Genomic DNA, 22,179 nt, shown 5'->3' with positions numbered 1-22,179 from the left:
CCGCTTGAACCCTGGGGAGGAATCATGGCCGCGTCCCGACGCCGTCCGACCAAGGCGCAGACCGACACCGCGCCCGTTCAAGCCGTCTCTTCCGAAGAGCTTCTTCATTACTACCGCGAGATGCTGCTGATCCGCCGCTTTGAAGAAAAGGCGGGCCAGCTTTACGGCATGGGCCTGATCGGCGGCTTCTGCCATCTCTATATCGGCCAGGAGGCCGTCGTCGTCGGCGTGCAGGCCGCCCTGAAAGAGGGCGACGACGTCATCACCAGCTACCGCGACCACGGCCACATGCTGGCCTGCGGCATGGACGCCAAGGGCGTGATGGCCGAGCTGACCGGCCGCATCGGAGGCTACTCCAAGGGCAAGGGCGGCTCGATGCACATGTTCAGCCGCGAGAAGAACTTCTACGGCGGCCATGGCATCGTCGGCGGCCAGGTTCCGCTCGGCACCGGCCTGGCCTTCTCGCACAAGTACCTCAATGACGGCGGCGTCTCCGCGGTCTATTGCGGCGACGGCGCCATCAACCAGGGCCAGGTGTACGAGAGCTTCAACATGGCTGCGCTGTGGAAGCTGCCGGTGCTGTTCGTCATCGAGAACAACAAGTACGCCATGGGCACCTCGCAGGAGCGCGCCTCGGCCGGTGAACTGCATCAGCGCGGCGCCGCCTACGGCATCCCCGGCTATCAGGTCAACGGGATGGACGTGCTGGACGTGAAGGCCGCCGCCGACCAGTGGGTGAACTACATCCGCGAAGGCAACGGTCCGGTCATCCTGGAGATGAAGACCTACCGCTACCGCGGCCATTCCATGTCCGATCCGGCCAAGTACCGGACGAAGGAAGAGGTCGAGAAGATGCGGTCGGAGTCCGATCCGATCGATCAGCTGAAGTCCAAGCTGCTGGCCGGCGGCCATGCCGACGAGGACAAGCTGAAGGAGATCGATCGCGAGGTGAAGGCGATCGTCACCGAATCGGCCGAGTTCGCGCAGCAGAGCCCGGAGCCCGATCCGTCGGAACTGTGGACCGACATCCTGGTCGAGTCCTGACCATCCGGTCCTGACTGTCGAATCCACCGTCTCGTCCTGACGTCCACGAAAAGCAGGAGCGGCGTTGACCGGAACGGGTTGCCCCCGAAATGGCTGTGGCAACCGGGTTCCCTCGTGCCGCCGGAGGTTGAGGAATGCCGATCGAAGTGTTGATGCCGGCCCTGTCGCCCACCATGACCGAGGGCAAGCTGGCGAAATGGGTCAAGAAGGAAGGCGACACCGTCAAATCCGGCGATGTCCTCGCCGAGATCGAGACCGACAAGGCCACCATGGAAGTCGAAGCGGTCGATGAAGGCCGCGTCGGCAAGATCCTGGTGCCGGAAGGCACCGACAATGTCGCGGTGAACACCCCCATCGCCGTCCTGCTGGAGGAAGGCGAGGACGAGAGCGCGCTGAGCAAGGGCGGCAACGTCCCGGTCGCCGCCGCTCCCGCCGCTCCGACTCCGGCCCCGGCGCCCGTCGCCGAAGCCGCCCCGGCTCCGGCCCCGACCGTGCCGGCCGCTCCGGTCGCGGTTCCGGAGTCGGACGAGGACAAGTTCTTCGCCAAGACGGTCAAGAAGACCGTCCGCGAGGCGCTCCGCGACGCGATGGCCGAGGAAATGCGTCGTGACGAGAAGGTCTTCGTCATGGGCGAGGAGGTCGCGCAGTACCAGGGCGCCTACAAGGTGACCCAGGGCCTGTTGCAGGAGTTCGGCGAGCGTCGCGTCATCGATACGCCCATCACCGAGATCGGCTTCGCCGGTCTGGGCGTCGGCGCCTCCTTCAAGGGGCTGAAGCCGATCGTCGAGTTCATGACCTTCAACTTCGCCATGCAGGCGATCGACCACATCATCAACTCCGCCGCCAAGACGCTCTACATGTCCGGCGGCCAGATGGGCAGCCCGATCGTCTTCCGCGGCCCGAACGGCGCCGCCGCCCGCGTCGCCGCCCAGCACTCGCAGTGCTACGCCTCCTGGTACGCCCACTGCCCGGGCCTGAAGGTGGTCGCGCCGTGGTCGGCGTCCGACGCCAAGGGCCTGCTGAAGGCGTCGATCCGCGATCCGAACCCGGTGGTCTTCCTGGAGAACGAGATTCTCTATGGTCAGAGCTTCGAGGTTCCGGAGGACGAGGAGTTCGTCCTGCCGATCGGCAAGGCCAAGATCGAGCGCGCCGGCAAGGACGTGACGATCACCGCCTTCTCGATCATGGTCGGCCACGCGCTCGCCGCCGCCGAGGAGCTGGCGAAGGAAGGCATCGACGCGGAGGTCATCAACCTGCGCACGATCCGTCCGCTCGACACCGCCACCATCGTCAACAGCGTCAAGAAGACCAACCGCCTCGTCTCCGTCGAGGAGGGCTGGCCCTTCGCCGGCATCGGCTCCGAGATGTGCGCGCTGATGATGGAACAGGCTTTCGACTATCTCGACGCTCCGGTCGCCCGCGTCGCCGGGCTGGACGTGCCGATGCCCTACGCCGCCAACCTGGAAAAGCTGGCGCTGCCACAGGTCGCCGACATCGTCAAGGCCGCCAAGCAAGCCTGCTACCGCTGAGAGGAGGGCTGATAGGATGACCGTTCAGATTCTGATGCCCGCCCTCTCGCCCACGATGACCGAGGGCAACCTCGCCAAGTGGCTGAAGAAGGAAGGCGACACGGTGAAGTCCGGCGACGTGCTCGCCGAGATCGAGACCGACAAGGCCACCATGGAAGTCGAGGCGGTCGATGAAGGCCGCATCGGCAAGATCCTGATCCCGGCCGGCAGCCAGGGCGTGGCGGTGAACACCCCCATCGCCATCCTGCTGGAAGAGGGCGAGGACGAGAGTGCTTTGGCCTCCGCCGGCTCCGCTCCCGCCCCGGTTCCCGCCGCCGCCCCGGCCCCGGCGCAGACGGCGGCTCCCGCCGCCGCTCCGGTTCCGGCTCCCGCTCCGGCCGCTCCGGCCGCCGCTCCGGCGGCAGGTGGCGCCCGCGTGTTCGCCAGCCCGCTGGCCCGCCGCATCGCCGAACAGGCCGGCGTCGACCTGAAGACGGTCAAGGGCACCGGCCCGCACGGCCGCATCGTCAAGGCCGACGTCGAGGCCGCCAAGGCCGCCGGCCCGGCCAAGGTCGCCGACACCCCGGCCGCGGCCGCTCCCGCCGCCGCCCCGGCTCCGGTTGCCGCCCCGGCCCCCGCTCCGAAGGCCGAGGGCGTGGATGCCAAGGCGCTCGCCGACAAGCTGGGCATGGCCTACACCGCCGTGCCGAACAGCGGCATGCGCAAGACCATCGCCAAGCGTCTCGGCGAGGTGAAGCGCACCGTTCCCGACTATTACCTGACGGTGGATGTCGAGATCGACGCGTTGATGAAGGTCCGCGCCGAGCTGAACGGCCGGTCCGACGCCTACAAGCTGTCGGTGAACGACTTCATCATCCGCGCCGTGGCGCTGGCGCTGAAGAAGGTTCCGGCGCTGAACGCCGCCTGGACCGACGAGGCGATGCTGCAGTTCCAGCATGCCGACGTGTCGGTCGCGGTGGCGACTCCGACCGGGCTGATCACCCCGATCGTCAAGAAGGCGGAGACCAAGGGTCTGGCCGACATCTCCAACGAGATGAAGGTGCTGGCCAAGAAGGCGCGCGACAACGCGCTGAAGCCGGAAGAATATCAGGGCGGCACGATCTCCATCTCCAACCTGGGCATGATGGGGATCAAGCAGTTCGCGGCGATCATCAACCCGCCGCAGGCCTGCATCCTGGCGGTCGGCGCCAGCGAGCAGCGCCCGGTCGTCAAGGACGGCGCTCTGGCCATCGCCACGGTGATGAGCCTGACCGGCACCTTCGATCACCGGGTCGCCGATGGCGCCGTCGGTGCGGAATTCCTTGCGGCGGTGAAGAAGCTGCTCGAGGATCCGCTCTCGATGCTGCTCTGACGGTTTGAAGGACCTGATCCATGTCGAAAAGCCTTGCCCCGCTCCGCGCCGAGATCGACGCCATCGACGACGAGATCGTCGCCTTGCTGGGCAAGCGCCTGTCCGTCGTCCACCGTGTCGCAGCGGTGAAGATGGCGGAGAACCTGCCGGCCGTGCTGCCCGATCGTGTCGAAGCGGTCAAACGGCGGGCGGCCGAGGCAGGCAAGGCTTATGGCCTGGATCCGGACTTCATGGCCACCCTGTACCAGACGATCATCGACGAGGCGTGCCGGGTCGAGGAAGGCATCTTTGCCGCCGGCCGCGAGGATGCGCCTCGCTCCTGAATGGGGAGAACACCCTTGGCCGACATGAATTACGACGTCATCGTCATCGGCGGCGGACCGGGCGGTTACGTGGCGGCGATCCGCGCCGCGCAGCTGGGCCTGCACACCGCGGTCATCGAGCGCGAGAATCTGGGCGGCATCTGCCTGAACTGGGGCTGCATTCCGACCAAGGCGCTGCTGCGCTCGGCCGAGGTTCTGCACCTCGCCAAGCATGCCGCCGACTATGGCCTGGTCATCCAGAATCCGTCCTTCGACCTCGATAAGGTCGTCGCCCGCTCGCGCAAGGTCGCGGGCCAGTTGAACGGCGGCGTCAAGCATCTGCTGAAGAAGAACAAGGTCGCGGTGATCGAAGGCTCCGCCAAGCTGATCGGCAAGGGTCAGGTGGCGGTCAGCAAGGGCGACGCACCGGTCGGCACCTTCGGCGCCAAGCACATCATCATCGCCACCGGCGCGCGTGCCCGCACGCTGCCGGGCCTGGAGGATGACGGCAAGCTGGTCTGGACCTACCGCAAGGCGATGACCCCGGATGCCATGCCGAAGTCGCTGCTGGTCATCGGCTCCGGCGCCATCGGCATCGAGTTCGCCAGCTTCTACAATGCCCTGGGCGCCAAGGTCACCGTGGTCGAGGTGATGGACCGCATCCTTCCGGTGGAGGATGAGGAAATCTCCGCAATGGCCCGGAAAGCCTTTGAAAAGCAGGGCATGCGCATCATCACCGGCGGCAAGGCCGGCAACCTGCGCAAGGCCGCCGACAGCGTGACCGTGGCCGTCGAGGCCGGCGGCAAGACCGAGGACATCACGGTCGACCGCGTCATCGTCGCCGTCGGCATCAGCCCGAACACCGAGGGCCTCGGCCTGGAGAACACCAAGGTCAAGACCGACCGCGGCCACATCCAGACCAACGCCATGTGCGAGACCGACGAGCCGGGCGTCTATGCCATCGGCGACGTGACCGGCGCCCCCTGGCTCGCCCACAAGGCCAGCCATGAGGGCGTGATCGTCGCCGAGCACATCGCCGGCAAGCATCCGCATGCGCTGAACGTCCGCAACATCCCGGGCTGCACCTATTCGCACCCCCAGATCGCGTCGGTCGGCCTGACGGAGAAGAAGGCCAAGGAAGCCGGCTACGAGATCAAGGTCGGCCGCTTCCCCTTCGTCGGCAACGGCAAGGCCATCGCGCTCGGCGAGCCGGAAGGCCTGATCAAGACCATCTTCGACGCCAAGACCGGCGAGATGCTGGGCGCCCACATGATCGGCGCGGAAGTGACCGAGCTGATCCAGGGCTACGGCATCGCCAAGTCGTCGGAGCTGACCGAGGCCGAGCTGATGCATACGGTGTTCCCGCACCCGACCCTGTCGGAAATGATGCATGAGTCGGTCCTTGATGCCTATGGCCGGGCGATCCACTTTTAACTAGGATTTTCCGAGGTGACGTTTTTCCCCTTTGGACGGAGCCATGGACCGCAGCAGCGCCGCCTATGACGAGGATTTCTACGCCTGGACCCAAGCCCAGGCGCGGGAGCTTCGCCGTGCCGGCGCCGAGCGGAACAACGCCCCGGTCGACTGGGAGAACGTCGCCGAGGAGATCGAGAGTATGGGCCGAGGCCAGAAGTCCGAGATCGACAGCCGGCTGACCGTGCTGTTCGTTCATTTGCTGAAATGGCTATATTGCCCGGACCTGCGGGAACGCTGCGAACGCGGATGGCGCTTGACCATCAGGGAGCAGCGCAAGAGGCTGATCCGCGAGATCAAGGACAGCCCTAGCCTTCGGCCTTACATCGTTGAAATCTTTACCGAAGATTACTTGGATGCCCGCCTGCGGGCCGCCGTCGAGGCGGATGTTCCCGACGGTCATTTCCCGGTCGAGCCGCCATTCACGCTTGACCAGGCGCTCGATCCGGCTTATCCGGCCGAGTTGTTTCCGCCGGAATGGCGGGTTTGAAACCCTCATCGCACCAATTGTCGGGGCCGGGGCATCGCGTCGGCCGTCGGGAGCTTTAGACCATGACCCTCGTCGAGACCGAGAAGCTGCGCCACCCCGAGAAGGCCCACAAGCCCGACAATCCGATCCAGCGCAAACCGGCCTGGATCCGGGTCAAGGCGCCGATGAGCCAGGAATACAACGAGACCCGCCAACTGATGCGCGGGCTGAAGCTGAACACGGTGTGCGAAGAGGCGGCCTGCCCGAACATCGGGGAGTGCTGGAAGCACAAGCACGCCACCTTCATGATCCTGGGCTCCATCTGCACGCGCGGTTGCGCCTTCTGCAATGTGGAGACCGGGCGTCCGGACCTGCTCGACCCGCATGAACCCGAGAATGTGGCGGAAGCCGTCGGCAAGCTGAAGCTCAGCCATGTCGTCATCACCTCGGTCGATCGCGACGATCTCGAGGATGGCGGCGCCGAGCATTTCGCCCGCACCATCCGCGCCGTCCGCGCCGCCTCGCCGACGACGACCATCGAAATCCTGACCCCTGACTTCCAGAAGAAGAAGGGCGCGGTCGAGGTGGTGGTGGCGGCCAAGCCGGATGTCTTCAACCACAATCTGGAAACGGTGCCGCGCCTCTATCCGACCATCCGTCCGGGTGCGCGCTATTTCGCCTCGCTGCAACTGCTGGCGCGGGTGAAGGAGCTGGATCCCACCATCTTCACCAAGTCCGGCCTGATGGTCGGCCTTGGAGAGACGAAGGAGGAGATCGGCCAGGTGATGGACGATTTGCGCTCCGCCGATGTGGACTTTCTGACGATTGGGCAGTATCTCCAGCCGACGCCCAAGCATGCGGCGGTGGATCGCTTCGTGACTCCCGAGGAGTTCGATGGTTATTCCACCGTTGGCCGCGGCAAGGGCTTCCTGCTGGTGGCCTCGTCGCCGCTGACGCGCTCGTCCTACCATGCGGGTGCGGATTTCGAGAAGCTGCGGGAAGCCCGGCTGCGCAAGCTGGGCGCGGCTGCCGCCTGATCCAGGCGGTTCAATAGAAGGACACGGGTAAGGGCATGCCGACGCACGCGGAAAAGAAGGTTCTTCCCTACACGCCCCAGCAGATGTACGACTTGGTCGCCGATGTGGAGAAGTATCCGGAGTTCCTGCCCTGGTGCCTGGCGGCCCGCATCCGCAAGCGCGAAGGTGTCGTCATGTTCGCGGACCTGATCATCGGTTTCAAGATGGTCCGCGAACGCTTCACCTCACGGGTGGAGCTGAATCACCCGGCCTGCCGGATCGACGTGCAATACACCGACGGGCCGTTCCAATATCTCAACAATCATTGGATCTTCGCCGAGCATGGCGATGGCTGCTGTGTCGACTTCTTCGTCGATTTCGAGTTCCGCTCGAAGATGCTCCAGAAGATCATGGGGCTTCTGTTCAACGAGGCGGTGCGCCGGATGGTGCAGGCGTTCGAGACGCGGGCCGCCCAGCTCTACGGGCCGGGCCGGGCGACGCAGCCGGCCTGACGGCCGGCTGCATGGTCGCGGGAGCGGGGCGGGGGGCTCAGCTCTTGTCCGACCACAGCTCCCCACCGCTGGCCCAGTCGCTTTTCTTCACGTCCTGGAAGATGATGTCCACCGCCGAAGGCGGGCAGCCGAGCACCTTGACGGTCGCCTCGGTCAGCGCCTTGGCGTAGTCGCGCTTCTGCTCGACGGTGCGGCCTTCGAACAGCTGGATGTTGATGGTTGGCATCGGAAGTCACCCTTCTCTGTGAATTGTTCGTTTGAATTCCCTCAGCGCAGGCTTCCGGTCGGCCGGGCCAGCCGAAGCCGCTCCAGCGCCGCCTGGACCGTCGCCGTCCGCACGGCGTCGCGGTCGCCGGGGAAGGTGTATTCCTTGGCCTTGGCCGAGCCGCCGCGCACGGCGGTGGCGACATAGACCCGGCCGACCGGCTTGGTTTCCGTGCCGCCGCCGGGGCCGGCGATACCGGTGACCGCGACCGTCACGTCGGCCCGTGATTTCGCCAGCGCCCCCACCGCCATGGCGACCGCCACCTCCGGGCTGACCGCGCCATGGGCATGCAGCAGGCTGGCCGGAACGCCCAGCAGTTCGGTCTTGGCGATGTTGGTGTAGGTGACGAAGCCGCGGTCCACCACCTTGGACGAGCCGGCGATGTCGGTCAGCGCCCCGGCGATCAGTCCGCCGGTGCAGGATTCGGCCGTCGCGATCATGTAACCGGCGAGGCCATATTCGGCCAGGGTCTGGGCGGCGAGGTCGCGGATGATCTCGGGAAACATGACGGCCTCTCCCGCTTCGTGGTGTCGGATCGGATGTTAGCCCGGAAGGCGGATGGTCGCCACCGCTTGCGCGGCGATGCCCTCGCCGCGGCCGGTGAAGCCCAGCTGTTCGGTGGTGGTCGCCTTGACGCTGACGCGGCCGACCTCGATGCCTAGGATTTGGGCAATGCGCTCCGCCATCGCCGCGCGGTGCGGACCGACCTTCGGCCGTTCGCAGATGATGGTCACGTCGGCATGGGCGATGACGCCGCCGCGCTCCGTCACCAGATCGGCGGCATGGCGCAGGAATTTGGCGCTGTCCGCCCCGCGCCAGCGCGGATCGGTCGGCGGGAAGTGGCTGCCGATGTCGCCGGCGGCCAATGCGCCCAGGATGGCGTCGGTCAGGGCATGCAGGCCGACATCGGCATCGGAATGTCCCTCCAGCCCATGGTTGTGCGGCACGCGCAGGCCGCAGAGCGTCACGAAATCGCCCTCGGTGAAGCGATGGACGTCGAAGCCGCTGCCGGTCCGCACATCCCACAGGCTGCTCATGACCGCGCGGGTGGCGCGGGTCAGGTCGTCGGGGGTGGTCACCTTGAAATTATCCTCCTTGGACGGCACCAGGGCGACCGTCAGCCCGGCGCGTTCGGCCACCGCGGCATCGTCGGTCAATGACAGGCCGGCGGCGGCGCGGTGCGCCTCAAGAATGGCGGTAAACCGAAAACCCTGCGGGGTCTGCGCCCGCCACAGCCCGTCGCGGTCGACCGTGCCGGTGATCGCGCCGTCGCCGTCGCCGCGCTTGAGGGTATCGGCGACCCGCACCGCCGCGATGGCGCCGGGGTTTTGGCCCAGCGCCGCGATCACCGCGCCGATGGTGGGCGCGTCGATCAGCGGGCGGGCGGCATCATGGATCAGCACGAGGTCCGGCGCGTCGTCGGCGGCGAGCGCCTCCAGCCCGTTGCGGACCGAGTCCTGACGGCTGGCGCCGCCCGCCACCGGATCGGGCAGGCCGAGCCCGGCGACGGCGGCGTCATAGCCCTCGCGCCAAGCCGGGTCGATGACCACGCGCACGCCGCCGACCTGGGGATGGCTCAGGAAGGCCTCCACCGTCCGGCGCAGCACCGGCTTGCCGGCGAGGTCGAGATATTGCTTGGGCCGTTCGGCTCCGAACCGCTGGCCGGATCCGCCGGCGACAATCAGAGCGATGCAGGTGGGCATGAGGCAGACCGTAGGATATGATAGCCACTTGACGGAAACGTCGCGGAGCCTAGCCTGTCGCCGTGGTTCCGCCAAGTGCCGAGCCCTGCCGCCCCGCTGTCCGGACCTCGTCCGGCGCCGGGCCGGATCGGGGGCGCGGCATCGGGGTGGCGGAAAGACGGGAGTGCATTCGGGTCCATGTCGCAGAACATCCTTTTGAGCCTGACGGCGCTGGTGGCCCTGTTGCCGGCCGCCTTCTACCCCTATCGCCGGATCGCCGGGCAGGGGGTGGAGGGGCGCAGCTGGTCCTTCTGGGGCGCCCTGCTGCTTGCGGCCGCCGGACCCGGCATGTGGGCGATCCTCCAGGTGGCCGGACAGTGGCAGACCGGCTTTTCCACCGCGCTGTGGGTGACGGCCGCCGCCTGCATGGCGCTGTTCGTCGGGCTCAGCCTGTTCCATGACATGGCCTGGAGGCTGGCGCCGCTGCTGCTGCCCTATCTGCTGGTGGTTTGCCTGCTGGCGACGCTGACGGAGGATGCGCCGGCCCCGATCCTGCGCGGCAATGCGCCGGGCGTGTGGATCGACGTACATATCGCGGTGTCGGTCTTCACCTATGCCCTGCTGACGCTCAGCGCCGTATCCTCCTCCGCCGCGGTGATCCAGACCCGGGCGCTGAAGTCCAAGCGGCCCACCCCGCTCAGCCGCTTCCTGCCGCCGGTGGCGGAGAGCGAGCGGCTGCAACTGCGCCTGCTGATCGCGTCGGAGCTGGTGCTGGGCGCCGGCCTTGCCACCGGGATGGCGGTGCTCTATTTCGAGCAGGGGCTGCTGTTCCGCACCGATCACAAGAGCCTGTTGTCGCTGGCGACCTTCATCGTGATCGGGATTCTGCTGCTGGCCGAATATCGGACCGGCGTGCGTGGGCGGACGGCGGCGCGGACCATGCTGATCGTCTATCTGCTGGCAACCCTTGCCTATCCGGGCGTCAAGTTCGTGTCCAACGTGCTGATCGGGCAATGGACCTGGGGGTGAGCGTCCGCCCACCGCAAGTCGCCATAAGCCGGAGCGGGATCAAGCCTGTCGCCGGGAGGTTCCGCCCCGGGCCTGGGCGTCGCCGTCGGGCTTCGCGCTTGCACACGACTGTAACAGCGTGATAACTTGCCCAAAATGGTGGCATGTTGTTGATTTGCCCATCAATCGGGCAGGTGAGAATGACCATACAAATCGGACCCATCACGCTCGCCGGACCGGTGATCCTGGCGCCCATGTCGGGTGTCTCCGACCTGCCGTTCCGCCGTCTGGTGAAACGGTCGGGCTGCGGCCTCGTCGTTTCGGAGATGATCGCCAGCCAGGCGATGATCCGCGAGAACCGCCAGACCCTGCGCATGGTGGAGACCGAGCCGGAGGAGTTTCCGATGGCGGTCCAACTCGCCGGCTGCGAGCCCGAGGTGATGGCCGAGGCGGCGAAACTGAACCAGGACCGCGGCGCCGCCGTGGTCGACATCAATTTCGGCTGCCCGGTCAAGAAGGTGGTCAACGGCCATGCCGGCTCCTCCCTGATGCGGGACGAGGCGCTCGCCGGCCGTATCCTGGAGGCGGTGGTCAAGGCGGTCAGCATCCCGGTGACGCTGAAGATGCGGCTCGGCTGGGACGGGACCAGGCTGAACGCGCCCTCGCTCGCCCGCATCGCCGAGCAGTGTGGCATCAGGATGGTGACGGTCCATGGCCGCACCCGCATGCAGTTCTACACCGGTACCGCCGACTGGACCGCCGTCCGCGCGGTGAAGGAGGCGGTGTCGATCCCGGTCGTGGTCAATGGCGACGTCACCAGCTTCGATGCGGTGGACCGCGCGCTTTCCGAATCCGGGGCCGACGGCGTGATGATCGGCCGTGGCAGTTATGGCCGCCCCTGGTTTCCGTCGCAGGTCATGCGGTATCTGCGCACCGGCGAGCGGTTGCCCGACCCGCCGCTGCACGAGCAGATGGACATTCTGCTGGAGCATTTCGACAGCATGCTGAGCCATTACGGCAGCGACGGCGGCATCAAGGTCGCCCGCAAGCATGTCTCCTGGTACTCGACCGGCCTGCGCGGCTCCAACGAGTTCCGCCAGGAGATCAACCGGCTGGGCGATCCCGCCGCCGTGCGCGACCGCATCCGCGCCTTCTACGAACCGGCAATCGAAAGGATGGCCGCCTGATGGAGCCAGTATCCATGACCAGTTCCGGTACCCGTGGCCGCAACCGCCCGGGTGCCGCGCGGTCGCCCCGGCTGGAGTCCCTGGTGGTGCTGAACAGCCTGCCCGATCCGGTGCTGGTGGTCGACGGCAACGGCGACATCCGCTTCGTCAATCTGGAGGGGCAGGAGTTCTTCGACCTGTCCGCCAACGCCATGGAAGGCATGCCGCTGCCCGATCTGCTGCCGCCGGACAGCCCGGTGATGGGGCTGATCCAGCAGGTGCGGCGCGGCAGCCGCCGGGTGTCGCAGGATGGCGTCGTCATCGACACCCCGCGCATCGGCCCGCACCATGTCACGGTGCAGGTGGCGACCATGGGCGATCCGTCCGACCATGTGGTGCTGACCATCCACGAGCGTTCGCTCGCCCGCAAGATCGACCATTCGCTGACCCATCGCCACGCCGCGCGTTCCGTCACCGCGATGGCGGCGATGCTGGCGCATGAGGTGAAGAACCCGCTGTCCGGCATCCGCGGCGCCGCCCAGTTGCTGGAGGAGAATGCCAGTGACCAGGACCGCGTGCTGACCCGCCTGATCTGCGACGAGGCCGACCGCATCGTCGCCCTGGTCAACCGGATGGAGGTCTTTTCCGACGAGCGGCCGCTGGAGCGCGCCGCCGTCAACATCCACACCGTGCTTGAACATGTGCGCAAGGTCGCGCAGAGCGGGTTTGCCCGAAAAATACGCTTTGTCGAGCGCTACGACCCGTCATTGCCTCCCGTTTATGGCAATCGCGACCAACTTGTGCAGGTTTTTCTGAATCTGGTGAAAAATGCGGCAGAGGCTGCACCGGAATCAGGCGGCGAGATCACGCTGACCACCTCCTATCAGCATGGCGTCCGCATGGCGCTGCCGGGCGGCGACGTGCGCCGCCACCTGCCCTTGTTGGTGACGGTCCAGGATAATGGCGACGGTATTCCGGAAGATTTGCAGTCGAACCTGTTCGACCCCTTTGTGACCAGCAAAGTGAACGGGACTGGCCTTGGTCTTGCATTGGTGGCGAAACTGATAGGCGATCATGGCGGAACCATCGAGTTCGACAGCCAGCCTCGCCGAACCGTCTTCAAGGTGTCGCTGCCGATGTACGATGATTCGAAATACGATGATCCGAAACTTGCCGGTGAGTCGAACATTTCAGACGCTGGCCTGCAATCCAAGGGCGGCCGGGGGAGTCGTTGATGAGCGCGGCTACCATTCTCGTCGCGGATGACGATCGCGCCATCCGCACCGTTCTGACGCAGGCGCTGGCCCGCCTGGGGCACGAGGTGCGTACCACCGGCAACGCCGCGACGCTGTGGCGCTGGGTGGCGGACGGGCAGGGGGATCTGGTGATCACCGACGTGGTGATGCCGGATGAGAACGGCCTGGACCTGATCCCGCGCATCAAGAAGCTGCGGCCGGAAATGCGCGTCATCGTGATGAGCGCGCAGAACACGCTGATCACCGCGGTCAAGGCGGCGGAGCGCGGCGCCTTCGAATATCTGCCCAAGCCCTTCGACCTGAAGGAGCTGGTGTCGGTGGTCGAACGCGCGCTGAACACCAACACCCCGCCGGCCTCCATGCCGGGTGGCGATGCCGAGGGCGAGGAACAGCTGCCGCTGATCGGCCGTTCCCCGGCCATGCAGGAAATCTACCGGGTGCTCGCCCGCCTGATGGGCACCGACCTGACGGTGATGATCACCGGCGAATCCGGCACCGGCAAGGAGCTGGTCGCCCGCGCGCTGCATGATTACGGCAAGCGGCGCAACGGCGCCTTCGTCGCCATCAACATGGCGGCGATTCCGCGCGAACTGATCGAGTCCGAGCTGTTCGGCCATGAGAAGGGCGCCTTCACCGGCGCCACCAACCGCTCGACCGGCCGGTTCGAGCAGGCGCAGGGCGGCACCCTGTTCCTCGACGAGATCGGCGACATGCCGCTCGACGCCCAGACCCGCCTGCTGCGCGTGTTGCAGGAGGGCGAATACACCACGGTCGGCGGGCGCACCGCGATCAAGACCGATGTCCGCATCATCGCGGCGACCCACCGCGACCTTCGTACCCTGATCCGCCAGGGCCTGTTCCGCGAGGATCTGTTCTACCGGCTGTGCGTCGTGCCGATCCGCCTGCCGCCGTTGCGCGAGCGGACGGAGGACATCCCGCTGCTGGTCCGCCATTTCCTCAACATCGGCATCAGCCAGGGGCTTCCGGCCAAGAGCATCGATCAGGCGGCGATGGACCGGCTGAAGCGCTACCGCTGGCCCGGCAACGTCCGCGAGCTGGAAAATCTGGTCCGCCGTCTGGCCGCCCTCTATTCGCAGGAGGTCATCGGGCTGGACGTGGTCGAGGCGGAACTCGCCGATGCCACCCCGGCCGTCCAGCCGGTGGAGGAGCCGCAGAGCGAAGGCCTGTCCTCGGCCGTCGAACGCCATTTGAAGGACTATTTCGCCGCCCATAAGGACGGCATGCCGTCCAACGGCCTTTATGACCGGGTGCTGCGCGAGATCGAGCGGCCGCTGATCTCGCTGAGCCTGTCGGCGACCCGCGGCAACCAGATCAAGGCGGCCCAACTGCTCGGCTTGAACCGCAACACGCTGCGCAAGAAGATCCGCGACCTCGACATCCAGGTGATGCGCGGCATCAAATAGCCGCCGCCCGCTCGCCACGGGCGGGGATGGGGGCCATGACCGCCACCGTTCCGTGCTAAAATTGTGACACATCCTTGGCGCGGGCGGTGGTGGTTCAAGAACCGCAGCCGCCCGGTTGCGCTTGTGCATTCCGGTGTAGGCGGCTCTGTCCGAAAGGCAGAGCCATTGCGGCTTGGCAGAGCCGCAACAGAGGTGTATCTTTCCGGCAACAGATCAGCGCCGGACCATGTCAGCCAACTCGGACACCGCAGCAGCCGGCCAGAGGCCGCTCTGGCACAAGTTTCTCCAATGGTCCCGGCAGGTCGGCCTGGGCAAGCGGCTGGCGTTCGCCCTGTCGCTGGCGGCGCTGGCCGCCGGCTTCGCCACCTATGCGGCGATGACGGAAAGCGCGCCGTTCGGGCAGGCCAACCCGCGGACGGTGACGCTTCTGCTGACGCTCGATCTCGCGATCCTGCTGACGCTGGGCGTGCTGATCGCGCGGCGCATCGTCACCATCCTGATCGGTCGGCGGCGCGGGCTGGCCGGCTCGCGGCTGCATACCCGTCTGGTGCTGGTGTTCAGCCTGCTTGCGGTGGCGCCGGCCATCATCATGACGGTCTTTTCCACCCTGTTCTTCTATGTCGGGGTGCAGAGCTGGTTCAGCGACCGGGTGCGCACGGCGGTGAACGAATCGCTGGTGGTCGCCAGCGCCTATCTGCATGAGCATCAGCAGAACATCCGCGCCGACGCCCTGGCGATGGCCAACGACCTGTCGCAGGAGGCCCGGCTTTCCAGCGATCCCGAGCGGTTCGAGCAGGTGGTCGCCACCCAGGCGATGCTGCGGACCCTGTCGGAGGCCATCGTCTTCAACGGCACCACCGGCGCCATCATCGCGCGGGCCGGCTATACCTTCACCCTGGAGTTCGAGCCGATCCCGGAGGAGAAGATCCAGCAGGCGCGCGGCGGCGAGGTCGCGCTGATCGTCAAGGAATCCGACGACCGCGTCCGCGCACTGGTCAGCCTGGACCGGGTGTCCGACACCTTCCTCTATGTCGGCCGCATGGTGGAGCCCCGCGTGCTCCAGCACATGGCCTCGGCCGAGGGGGCGGTGAAGGAATACACCGCGCTGGAGAACCAGCGCGGCAGCCTCCAGGTCACCTTCACCCTGATCTTCCTGGTGGTGGCGATGCTGCTGCTGCTGGCGGCGGTGTGGGCGGGGCTGAATTTCGCGACGCGGCTGGTCCGCCCGATCAGCGCGCTGATCGGTGCCGCCGAGCGGGTGCGCGCCGGTGACCTGACCGTCCGCGTGTCGGAGCCGCCGGGCGAGGACGAGTTCGTCCTGCTGTCCCGCGCCTTCAACCGCATGACCACCGAGATCGAGGGCCAGCGGCGGGAGCTGCTGTCGACCAACCGGCTGCTGGACGAGCGCCGCCGCTTCACCGAGACGGTGCTGTCCGGCGTGTCGGCCGGCGTGCTGGGTGTCGACGCCGAGGGCATCATCAACCTGCCGAACCTGTCCGCCGCCCGCCTGCTGGACGAGGAGGATGCGGAAAGGCTGGTCGGCATGCCGCTGGCGGAACTGCTGCCGGACATCGGCGACCTGCTGGACAACGCGCCGAGGAAGCCCGGCCGCGTCGTGCAGGACCAGATCCAAATCCGGCGTCCCGGCAAGCCGACGCTGACCCTGCTGGTCCGTATCGCGGCGGAACTGCGTGGCGGCGACGTGCGCGGCTATGTCGTGACCTTCGACGACATCACCGAACTGGTGTCGGCGCAGCGCAAGGCGGCCTGGGCCGATGTCGCCCGCCGCATCGCCCATGAGATCAAGAACCCGCTGACGCCGATCCAGCTCTCGGCCGAACGGCTGCGCCGCAAATATCTGAAGGAGATCTCCAGCGATACGGAGGTCTTCACCATGTGCACCGACACCATCGTCCGGCAGGTCGATGACATCCGCCGCATGGTGGACGAGTTCTCCGCCTTCGCGCGGATGCCGCAGCCGGTGATGAAGCCGGTCAACATCAACGATCTGGTCCGGCAGGCGGTGTTCCTGCAATCCAGCGCGCACAGCGGCAAAATCCGGTTCGACACCCGGCTGCCGCAGGGACCGCTGACCGTGGCCTGCGACAGCCGGCAGATTTCCCAGGCGCTGACCAACCTGCTGCAGAACGCGGCGGACGCCATCGAAGGGCGCCCGCCCGCCGCCGATGGGGCGGTACTGCCGCCCGGCGAGGTGGCGATCGCGGTGGAGGATGACGGCGAGAAGGTCGTCGTCACCGTCGAGGACAATGGCAAGGGCCTGCCCGGCGGCGAACAGCGCGACCGGCTGACCGAACCCTATGTGACGACGCGGGCCAAGGGCACCGGGCTCGGGCTCGCCATCGTCAAGAAGATCATGGAGGACCATGGCGGCGTGCTGACCCTGGAGGATCGCGATGGCGGGTCCGGGGCGCGCGTGACGCTGGTCATTCCACACCCGGTTGCGACCGCGAGCGATGCGGGCGGACGTAACGACAGGCCGGCGGAGACCGGCGGAGAGATGAGGCACGAAGCCCATGGCGCATGACATTCTGATCGTCGATGACGAGGCCGATATCCGGATGCTGATAGCCGGCATCCTGAACGACGAAGGCATCAAGACGCGCGAGGCCGCCGATGCCGATCAGGCCTTCGCCCAGGTCGCGGCGCGCCGGCCGAGCCTTGTCGTGCTCGACATCTGGTTGCAGGGCAGCAGGCTGGACGGCTTGCAGATCCTGGAGCAGTTGATGCGGGACCATGGCAACCTGCCGGTCATCATGATCTCCGGCCATGGCAACATCGAGACCGCCGTCCAGGCGATCAAGATCGGCGCCTACGACTTCATCGAAAAGCCGTTCAAGGCCGACCGGCTGCTGCTGATGGTGGAACGCGCCATCGAGGCGGCGCGGCTGAAGCGCGAGAACCAGGAGCTGAAGCTGCGCGCCGGCGGCGATGTCGAGCTGATCGGCCGCTCCTCCGCCGTCAATCAGGTGCGCCAGTCGATCGACAGGGTGGCGCCGACCGGCAGCCGCGTGCTGATCTCCGGCCCCGCCGGCGCCGGCAAGGAGGTGGTCGCCCGCCTGATCCATGCCCGCTCGCGCCGGGCCGGCGGCCCCTTCGTCGGGCTGAACTGCGCCACCATGCGGCCCGAGCGGCTGGAGATGGAGCTGTTCGGCACCGAGGCCGGCGTCGATGGCACCGGCCGCAAGATCGGTACCTTCGAGCAGGCCCATGGCGGCACGCTGCTGTTGGACGAGGTCGCCGACATGCCGCTGGAAACCCAGGGCAAGATCGTCCGCGCCTTGCAGGAACAGGTGTTCGAGCGGGTCGGCGGTGGCCAGCGGGTCGAGGTCGATGTCCGCGTCATCGCCACCTCCAACCGCGATCTCCAGGCGGAGATCGAGCAGGGGCGCTTCCGCCAGGATCTGTTCTACCGCCTGTCGGTGGTGCCGATCCGGGTGCCGTCGCTGGCCGAGCGCCGCGAGGACATCCCGGTGCTGGCCCGCCATTTCATGCAGCGGTCCGCCGAGGCGTCGGGCCTGCCGGTCCGCGAATTCGGCGAGGACGCGATGGCCGCCCTCCAGGCCTATGACTGGCCGGGCAATGTGCGCCAACTGCGCAATGTCGTCGACTGGCTGCTGATCATGGCCCATGGCGATCCGAAGGAGCCGATCCGCGCTGACACCCTGCCGCCGGAGATCGGCGCGATCACGCCGACGGTGCTGAAATGGGACAAGGGCGGCGAGATCATGGGGCTGCCGCTGCGCGAGGCGCGCGAGGTGTTCGAGCGCGAATATCTGCTGGCCCAGGTCACCCGCTTCGGCGGCAACATCTCGCGCACCGCGTCCTTCGTCGGCATGGAACGCTCCGCCCTTCACCGCAAGCTGAAGTCGCTGGGCGTCCATGGCAGCGAGAAGGGCAAGATGTTCATCGAGTGATCCGTCCCTTGCGCGGCGACGTCGAACTGGTCATATAAGATTGACCATTTCACGGAGGCCGCGATGGGGTTGCCGGTCGTCACGGTCAGTGTGACTGAATTCAAGGCGAAGTGCCTGTCGCTGTTCGATGATCTGGAGGACCGTCGCGTCGCCAAGATCGTGGTCACCCGGCACGGCCGCCCCGTGGCGGAACTGAATCCCCCGGATCGCGCGTTGCCGCCACTATTCGGCGCCCATCCCGGTTCGGTGGAGGTGGTCGGCGACCATGATCTGACCCAGCCGACCTTTGACGACGACATCCTCGATGCCGAGCGCGGGATCCTTCACCGGTGACCGCCCCATGATCCTTCTCGATACCCATGCCATCCTTTGGCTCGATGCCGGGATCGAGCTTTCTTCCCTCGCACGCGAGCGTATAGAGGGGGAGAGGCTGGCCGGAGGGCTTCTTGTCTCCACGGTCTCCGCATGGGAGATCGGAACGCTGGTGCGCAAGGGGCGAATTCGCCTGGATCTCGAACCTGCGGCCTGGATGCAGCGGTTTCTTGCCGCTGCCGGGTTGCGCTGTCTGCCGCTTTCGCTGGATGCGGCGCTCGGCGCGTCAAGTCTGCCGGAGCCTTTGCATGGCGACCCGGCCGACCGGCTGCTGATCGCCACGGCCCGCGAACTCGGAGTCCCTCTCATGACCCGGGACAGGCTGATCCATGATTATGCCGCCGCATCGGGGACCATCCGGGTACATCCTTGCTGAATTCATGGCCTCTGCCGATTTGACCGGAGCATTCCCTTGTCCGTCCCCATCACCCTGCCGCGCGCCGTTCTCTATGACTGGGACAACACCCTGGTCAGCAACTGGGACACCGTGCGCGCGGCGCTGAATCATGCGCTGGTCTCCTTCGGCTTCGATCCCTGGACTGCCGAGGAGGCGCGCGAGCGGATCAAGGCGTCGCTGCGCGACAGTTTTCCGGGCATCTTCGGCGAGCGCTGGACCGAGGCGCGCGACCTGTTCTACGGCTATTTCGCCGCCCACCATCTCGACGGGCTGAAGCCGCTGCCGGGTGCGCAAGCGCTGCTGGCCCATTTGCACGAGCGCGGCGTCTATCAGGCGGTGGTGTCCAACAAGAATGGCAAGTTCCTGCGGGCGGAGGCCGAGGCGCTGGGCTGGACCCGCTATTTCGGCAGGCTGGTCGGCGCCCAGGATGCCGAATTCGACAAGCCGCACCTCGCCCCGGTGCGGATGGCGCTTGAACCGGCGGGCATCGAACCGGGACTGCATGTCTGGTTTCTCGGCGACGCCGACATCGACATGGAATGCGCCCATGGCGCCGGGCTCGTTCCGGTGCTAATAGGGCAGGGCGAGGGGAGCGGTTTCGACCGTCATCCGCCCGCCCATCGCCACACCGACTGCACAGCGCTTCACCGCGTCCTGTATGGCTTGGTTGACGGCGATGGTGATACCATATCCCTGCGAGCGGCTGTCGAGTCGGTCTCTGTGTCTGCCAAACCTACACCGTGAAACGGGGAGCGGACCGCCTAAGAATTAGGGGTCCCAAGAACATTGAAGAAGGGGGCATGAAAAATGTCTGAAAAAAGCCAAAACGTGCAGGACGTGTTTTTGAACCACGTCCGTAAGAATAAGACTCCCGTAACCGTCTTTCTCGTGAACGGCGTGAAACTCCAGGGCATCATCACTTGGTTCGACAATTTCTCCGTACTGCTGCGGCGCGACGCGCACTCCCAGCTCGTCTACAAGCATGCGATTTCGACCGTCATGCCGGCCCATCCCATTCAACTTTTCGAGCCGCCCAAGGAAGGTGAAAGCGTCTGATCCCTTGACCAATGGTAACGGCGCGGCCCCTGAAGGCGCCGCGCGGGCCATCGTGGTCCACCCCGTCCTCCGCAGCGAGGCGGACGGGGACATGCGCCCTCCCGAATCCCGGCTTGAGGAGGCGGTCGGTCTCGCCCAAGCGATTCAGCTGGACGTCGTCCATGCCGAATGCGCCAAGGTGAACCGTCCGCAGCCGTCGACCTTGCTCGGCTCCGGCACGGTTGAGCAACTGGCACAGGTGGTCGAGGAGAGCGAGGCGGCCCTCGTCATTCTCGACCATGCCCTGTCGCCGGTCCAGCAGCGCAACCTGGAACGGTCTCTGAAGGCGAAGGTCATCGACCGCACCGGCCTGATCCTGGAGATCTTCGGCGCCCGCGCCCGTACTCGGGAAGGCATGCTACAGGTCGAACTGGCCTCCCTGACCTATCAGAAATCCCGCCTGGTGCGGTCCTGGACCCACCTTGAACGCCAGCGCGGCGGTTTCGGCTTCCTCGGCGGCCCCGGCGAATCCCAGCTCGAGCTTGACCGCCGCCTGATCGGCGACCGGATCATCAAGATCAAGAAGGAGCTGGAGGAGGTAAGGCGCACCCGTGGCCTTCACCGCAAGGCGCGCGCCAAGGTGCCGTACCCGGTGGTGGCGCTGGTCGGCTACACCAACGCCGGCAAATCGACGCTGTTCAACCGGTTGGCCAACGCCGATGTCTTCGCCCAGGATCTGCTGTTCGCCACGCTCGATCCGACCATGCGGCAGGTGACGCTGCCGTCGGGTCGCAAGGTGATCCTGTCGGACACGGTCGGTTTCATCTCCGACCTGCCGCACGGCCTCGTCGCCGCCTTCCGCGCCACGCTGGAGGAGGTGGACGCCGCCGACATCATCCTGCATGTCCGCGACATCGCCCACATCGACAGCGAGGCCCAGAAGGCCGATGTCCATGAGGTTCTGTCCGACATGGGCATCGACCCGGAGATCGACGACCGGGTCATCGAGGTGCTGAACAAGATCGACGCGCTGGACGAGGAAAGCCGCGCGGCGATCCTGGTTCAGACCGGCCGCAACCCGCGTGCGGTCGCGGTGTCCGCCCTGTCCGGCGAGGGGATCGACGATCTCGACCGCCTGCTGGACCAGCGGATGAACGTCAACCGTCAGGTCGTGGATCTGTCGGTGGGGTTGGGCGACGGAGCGGCCTTGGCCTGGCTCTATGCCCGGAGCGAGGTGCTGGAGCGGCGGGACGACGAGGAGCGGGCGCATCTGCACGTCTCTATCGATCCCGTCGACCTCGCCCGCTTCGCCAAGCGGTTCCAGCCGTCCGGCGAGCCGCAACCGCAACCTTAAGCGGTGCCGTCGGCGGACTGACCAAACGGAAAGGGGTGCGGTCCGGGGCTATGACCTGTCGCACCCCACTCCGGTCTTAAGACGATTGCGGCGTGGTCATTTCCCCCTCGGGGTCCGATGATGGGATTGGAGCGGTTGTGCTCCCCCTTTTGAGGAGGACTGACCATGCGGTTGCAAACCGATCCATCCTGTTTCTCGATCACGGCCTTCCTCGCCGATCAGGTGGCGCTCGTCGCCCGTGAGGAGAAGTTGCCGCCGGGGGCGGCTCTGCTGCGGTTGCAGGAGCTTTCGCGCAGTCCGGAGGGCCGGGCGACGCTGATGCGCCTGATCGACGCGGCGGCCGAGCGGGAGCCGAATGCCGACGAAGGTGCGAAGATCGCGGCGATCTGCCGTGAACTGGCGGCGTGGGGGTATGGTGACGGCCGGCGTTCGTCCGGATTCGCCGGCAAAAGCCACCACGAACATCGTGCCGCCGCCTGACGGCGGATCGCCACACGCTTGAGGCCCTGCGCTTGAGGCCCTATGCGCTTGAGGCCCTATGCGCTTGAGGGATGACGGCGCCGGCGATGGCAGGCCATAATGAGGCCTT

At 66.6% G+C, this 22,179-nt stretch carries 23 protein-coding genes; 20 read left to right on the top strand and 3 right to left on the bottom strand.

The features are described 5' to 3' along the window. Nucleotides 1–24 precede the first annotated feature (24 nt). The 8 genes from pdhA (at nucleotide 25) to AZL_RS08030 (ending at nucleotide 7,696) form a co-directional block, all read left to right on the top strand. A complete protein-coding gene (pdhA, locus tag AZL_RS08065) occupies nucleotides 25–1,044 on the top strand; it encodes a pyruvate dehydrogenase (acetyl-transferring) E1 component subunit alpha (RefSeq protein ID WP_012974134.1) in 1,020 nt (339 codons plus the stop codon). Nucleotides 1,045–1,178: 134 nt separating this feature from the next. Continuing rightward, on the top strand, nucleotides 1,179–2,573 hold the full coding sequence (locus AZL_RS08060) for a pyruvate dehydrogenase complex E1 component subunit beta (protein ID WP_012974133.1): 1,395 nt from the start codon (nucleotides 1,179–1,181) through the stop codon (nucleotides 2,571–2,573). Nucleotides 2,574–2,589: 16 nt separating this feature from the next. Continuing rightward, nucleotides 2,590–3,924 carry a pyruvate dehydrogenase complex dihydrolipoamide acetyltransferase gene (locus tag AZL_RS08055; protein WP_012974132.1) on the top strand — a complete coding sequence of 445 codons (1,335 nt, stop codon included), beginning with the start codon at nucleotides 2,590–2,592 and terminating at the stop codon, nucleotides 3,922–3,924. Between the two features lie 20 nt (nucleotides 3,925–3,944). After that, the gene (locus AZL_RS08050; protein ID WP_012974131.1) at nucleotides 3,945–4,247 is read left to right on the top strand and encodes a chorismate mutase; all 303 of its coding nucleotides are present in this window, start codon (nucleotides 3,945–3,947) and stop codon (nucleotides 4,245–4,247) included. A 15-nt stretch (nucleotides 4,248–4,262) separates the two neighbouring features. Then, nucleotides 4,263–5,660 carry a dihydrolipoyl dehydrogenase gene (lpdA, locus tag AZL_RS08045; protein ID WP_012974130.1) on the top strand — a complete coding sequence of 466 codons (1,398 nt, stop codon included), beginning with the start codon at nucleotides 4,263–4,265 and terminating at the stop codon, nucleotides 5,658–5,660. Between the two features lie 43 nt (nucleotides 5,661–5,703). Beyond that, on the top strand, nucleotides 5,704–6,189 hold the full coding sequence (locus AZL_RS08040) for a DUF29 domain-containing protein (protein ID WP_012974129.1): 486 nt from the start codon (nucleotides 5,704–5,706) through the stop codon (nucleotides 6,187–6,189). 62 nt (nucleotides 6,190–6,251) lie between these two features. Continuing rightward, on the top strand, nucleotides 6,252–7,205 hold the full coding sequence (gene lipA, locus AZL_RS08035) for a lipoyl synthase (protein ID WP_012974128.1): 954 nt from the start codon (nucleotides 6,252–6,254) through the stop codon (nucleotides 7,203–7,205). A 35-nt stretch (nucleotides 7,206–7,240) separates the two neighbouring features. Beyond that, entirely contained in the window at nucleotides 7,241–7,696 is a 456-nt protein-coding gene (locus tag AZL_RS08030) for a type II toxin-antitoxin system RatA family toxin (RefSeq protein WP_012974127.1), read from the top strand. A 37-nt stretch (nucleotides 7,697–7,733) separates the two neighbouring features. Here AZL_RS08030 and AZL_RS08025 read toward each other — a convergent pair whose 3' ends face one another. Genes AZL_RS08025 through AZL_RS08015 form a run of 3 tightly spaced genes read right to left on the bottom strand, consistent with a single transcriptional unit; the run spans nucleotide 7,734 to nucleotide 9,664 of the window. Continuing rightward, on the bottom strand, nucleotides 7,734–7,922 hold the full coding sequence (locus AZL_RS08025) for a 4-oxalocrotonate tautomerase (protein WP_012974126.1): 189 nt from the start codon (nucleotides 7,920–7,922) through the stop codon (nucleotides 7,734–7,736). A gap of 41 nt (nucleotides 7,923–7,963) precedes the next feature. Next, entirely contained in the window at nucleotides 7,964–8,467 is a 504-nt protein-coding gene (locus AZL_RS08020) for a CinA family protein (RefSeq protein WP_012974125.1), read from the bottom strand. 36 nt (nucleotides 8,468–8,503) lie between these two features. Continuing rightward, nucleotides 8,504–9,664, bottom strand: a complete 1,161-nt coding sequence (locus AZL_RS08015; RefSeq protein WP_012974124.1) for a bifunctional 2-C-methyl-D-erythritol 4-phosphate cytidylyltransferase/2-C-methyl-D-erythritol 2,4-cyclodiphosphate synthase — start codon at nucleotides 9,662–9,664, stop codon at nucleotides 8,504–8,506. Between the two features lie 177 nt (nucleotides 9,665–9,841). Between AZL_RS08015 and AZL_RS08010 the strand changes: the two genes are divergently transcribed. From AZL_RS08010 to AZL_RS07955, 12 genes are all read left to right on the top strand, one after another. Continuing rightward, nucleotides 9,842–10,672, top strand: coding sequence for a cytochrome C assembly family protein (locus tag AZL_RS08010; protein WP_012974123.1), 831 nt, complete (start codon nucleotides 9,842–9,844; stop codon nucleotides 10,670–10,672). 179 nt (nucleotides 10,673–10,851) lie between these two features. Next, nucleotides 10,852–11,838 (top strand): tRNA dihydrouridine synthase DusB, encoded by a 987-nt coding sequence (gene dusB, locus AZL_RS08005; RefSeq protein WP_042442806.1) that lies wholly within the window; start codon nucleotides 10,852–10,854, stop codon nucleotides 11,836–11,838. Between the two features lie 14 nt (nucleotides 11,839–11,852). After that, entirely contained in the window at nucleotides 11,853–13,052 is a 1,200-nt protein-coding gene (locus tag AZL_RS08000; RefSeq protein ID WP_042442804.1) for a two-component system sensor histidine kinase NtrB, read from the top strand. Beyond that, entirely contained in the window at nucleotides 13,052–14,497 is a 1,446-nt protein-coding gene (ntrC, locus tag AZL_RS07995) for a nitrogen regulation protein NR(I) (protein ID WP_012974120.1), read from the top strand. The genes AZL_RS08000 and ntrC overlap by 1 nt, the downstream gene beginning before the upstream one ends. A gap of 226 nt (nucleotides 14,498–14,723) precedes the next feature. Then, complete coding sequence (locus tag AZL_RS07990) at nucleotides 14,724–17,042, top strand: sensor histidine kinase NtrY-like (RefSeq protein WP_012974119.1); 2,319 nt, start codon at nucleotides 14,724–14,726, stop codon at nucleotides 17,040–17,042. Further along, entirely contained in the window at nucleotides 17,032–18,432 is a 1,401-nt protein-coding gene (locus AZL_RS07985; RefSeq protein WP_012974118.1) for a sigma-54-dependent transcriptional regulator, read from the top strand. Before AZL_RS07990 ends, AZL_RS07985 begins: the two co-directional genes overlap by 11 nt. A 63-nt stretch (nucleotides 18,433–18,495) precedes the next feature. Continuing rightward, nucleotides 18,496–18,765 (top strand): type II toxin-antitoxin system Phd/YefM family antitoxin, encoded by a 270-nt coding sequence (locus AZL_RS07980; RefSeq protein ID WP_012974117.1) that lies wholly within the window; start codon nucleotides 18,496–18,498, stop codon nucleotides 18,763–18,765. A 7-nt stretch (nucleotides 18,766–18,772) separates the two neighbouring features. Continuing rightward, complete coding sequence (locus AZL_RS07975) at nucleotides 18,773–19,180, top strand: type II toxin-antitoxin system VapC family toxin (protein WP_012974116.1); 408 nt, start codon at nucleotides 18,773–18,775, stop codon at nucleotides 19,178–19,180. Between the two features lie 36 nt (nucleotides 19,181–19,216). Beyond that, nucleotides 19,217–19,945, top strand: coding sequence for an HAD family hydrolase (locus AZL_RS07970; protein ID WP_012974115.1), 729 nt, complete (start codon nucleotides 19,217–19,219; stop codon nucleotides 19,943–19,945). Nucleotides 19,946–20,008: 63 nt separating this feature from the next. Beyond that, a complete protein-coding gene (gene hfq / locus AZL_RS07965) occupies nucleotides 20,009–20,257 on the top strand; it encodes an RNA chaperone Hfq (RefSeq protein WP_012974114.1) in 249 nt (82 codons plus the stop codon). Between the two features lie 91 nt (nucleotides 20,258–20,348). Then, nucleotides 20,349–21,590: a GTPase HflX gene (gene hflX / locus AZL_RS07960; RefSeq protein ID WP_247894172.1), complete on the top strand. Its 1,242-nt coding sequence runs from the start codon at nucleotides 20,349–20,351 to the stop codon at nucleotides 21,588–21,590. 165 nt (nucleotides 21,591–21,755) lie between these two features. Then, nucleotides 21,756–22,070 carry a hypothetical protein gene (locus AZL_RS07955; RefSeq protein ID WP_042442800.1) on the top strand — a complete coding sequence of 105 codons (315 nt, stop codon included), beginning with the start codon at nucleotides 21,756–21,758 and terminating at the stop codon, nucleotides 22,068–22,070. Nucleotides 22,071–22,179: the final 109 nt, after the last annotated feature.

Source organism: Azospirillum sp. B510 (assembly GCF_000010725.1).
GTDB lineage: Bacteria > Pseudomonadota > Alphaproteobacteria > Azospirillales > Azospirillaceae > Azospirillum > Azospirillum lipoferum_B.
The sequence above is the reverse complement of the archived record's forward strand: the minus strand, read 5'-3'. Positions and strand labels throughout refer to the sequence as shown.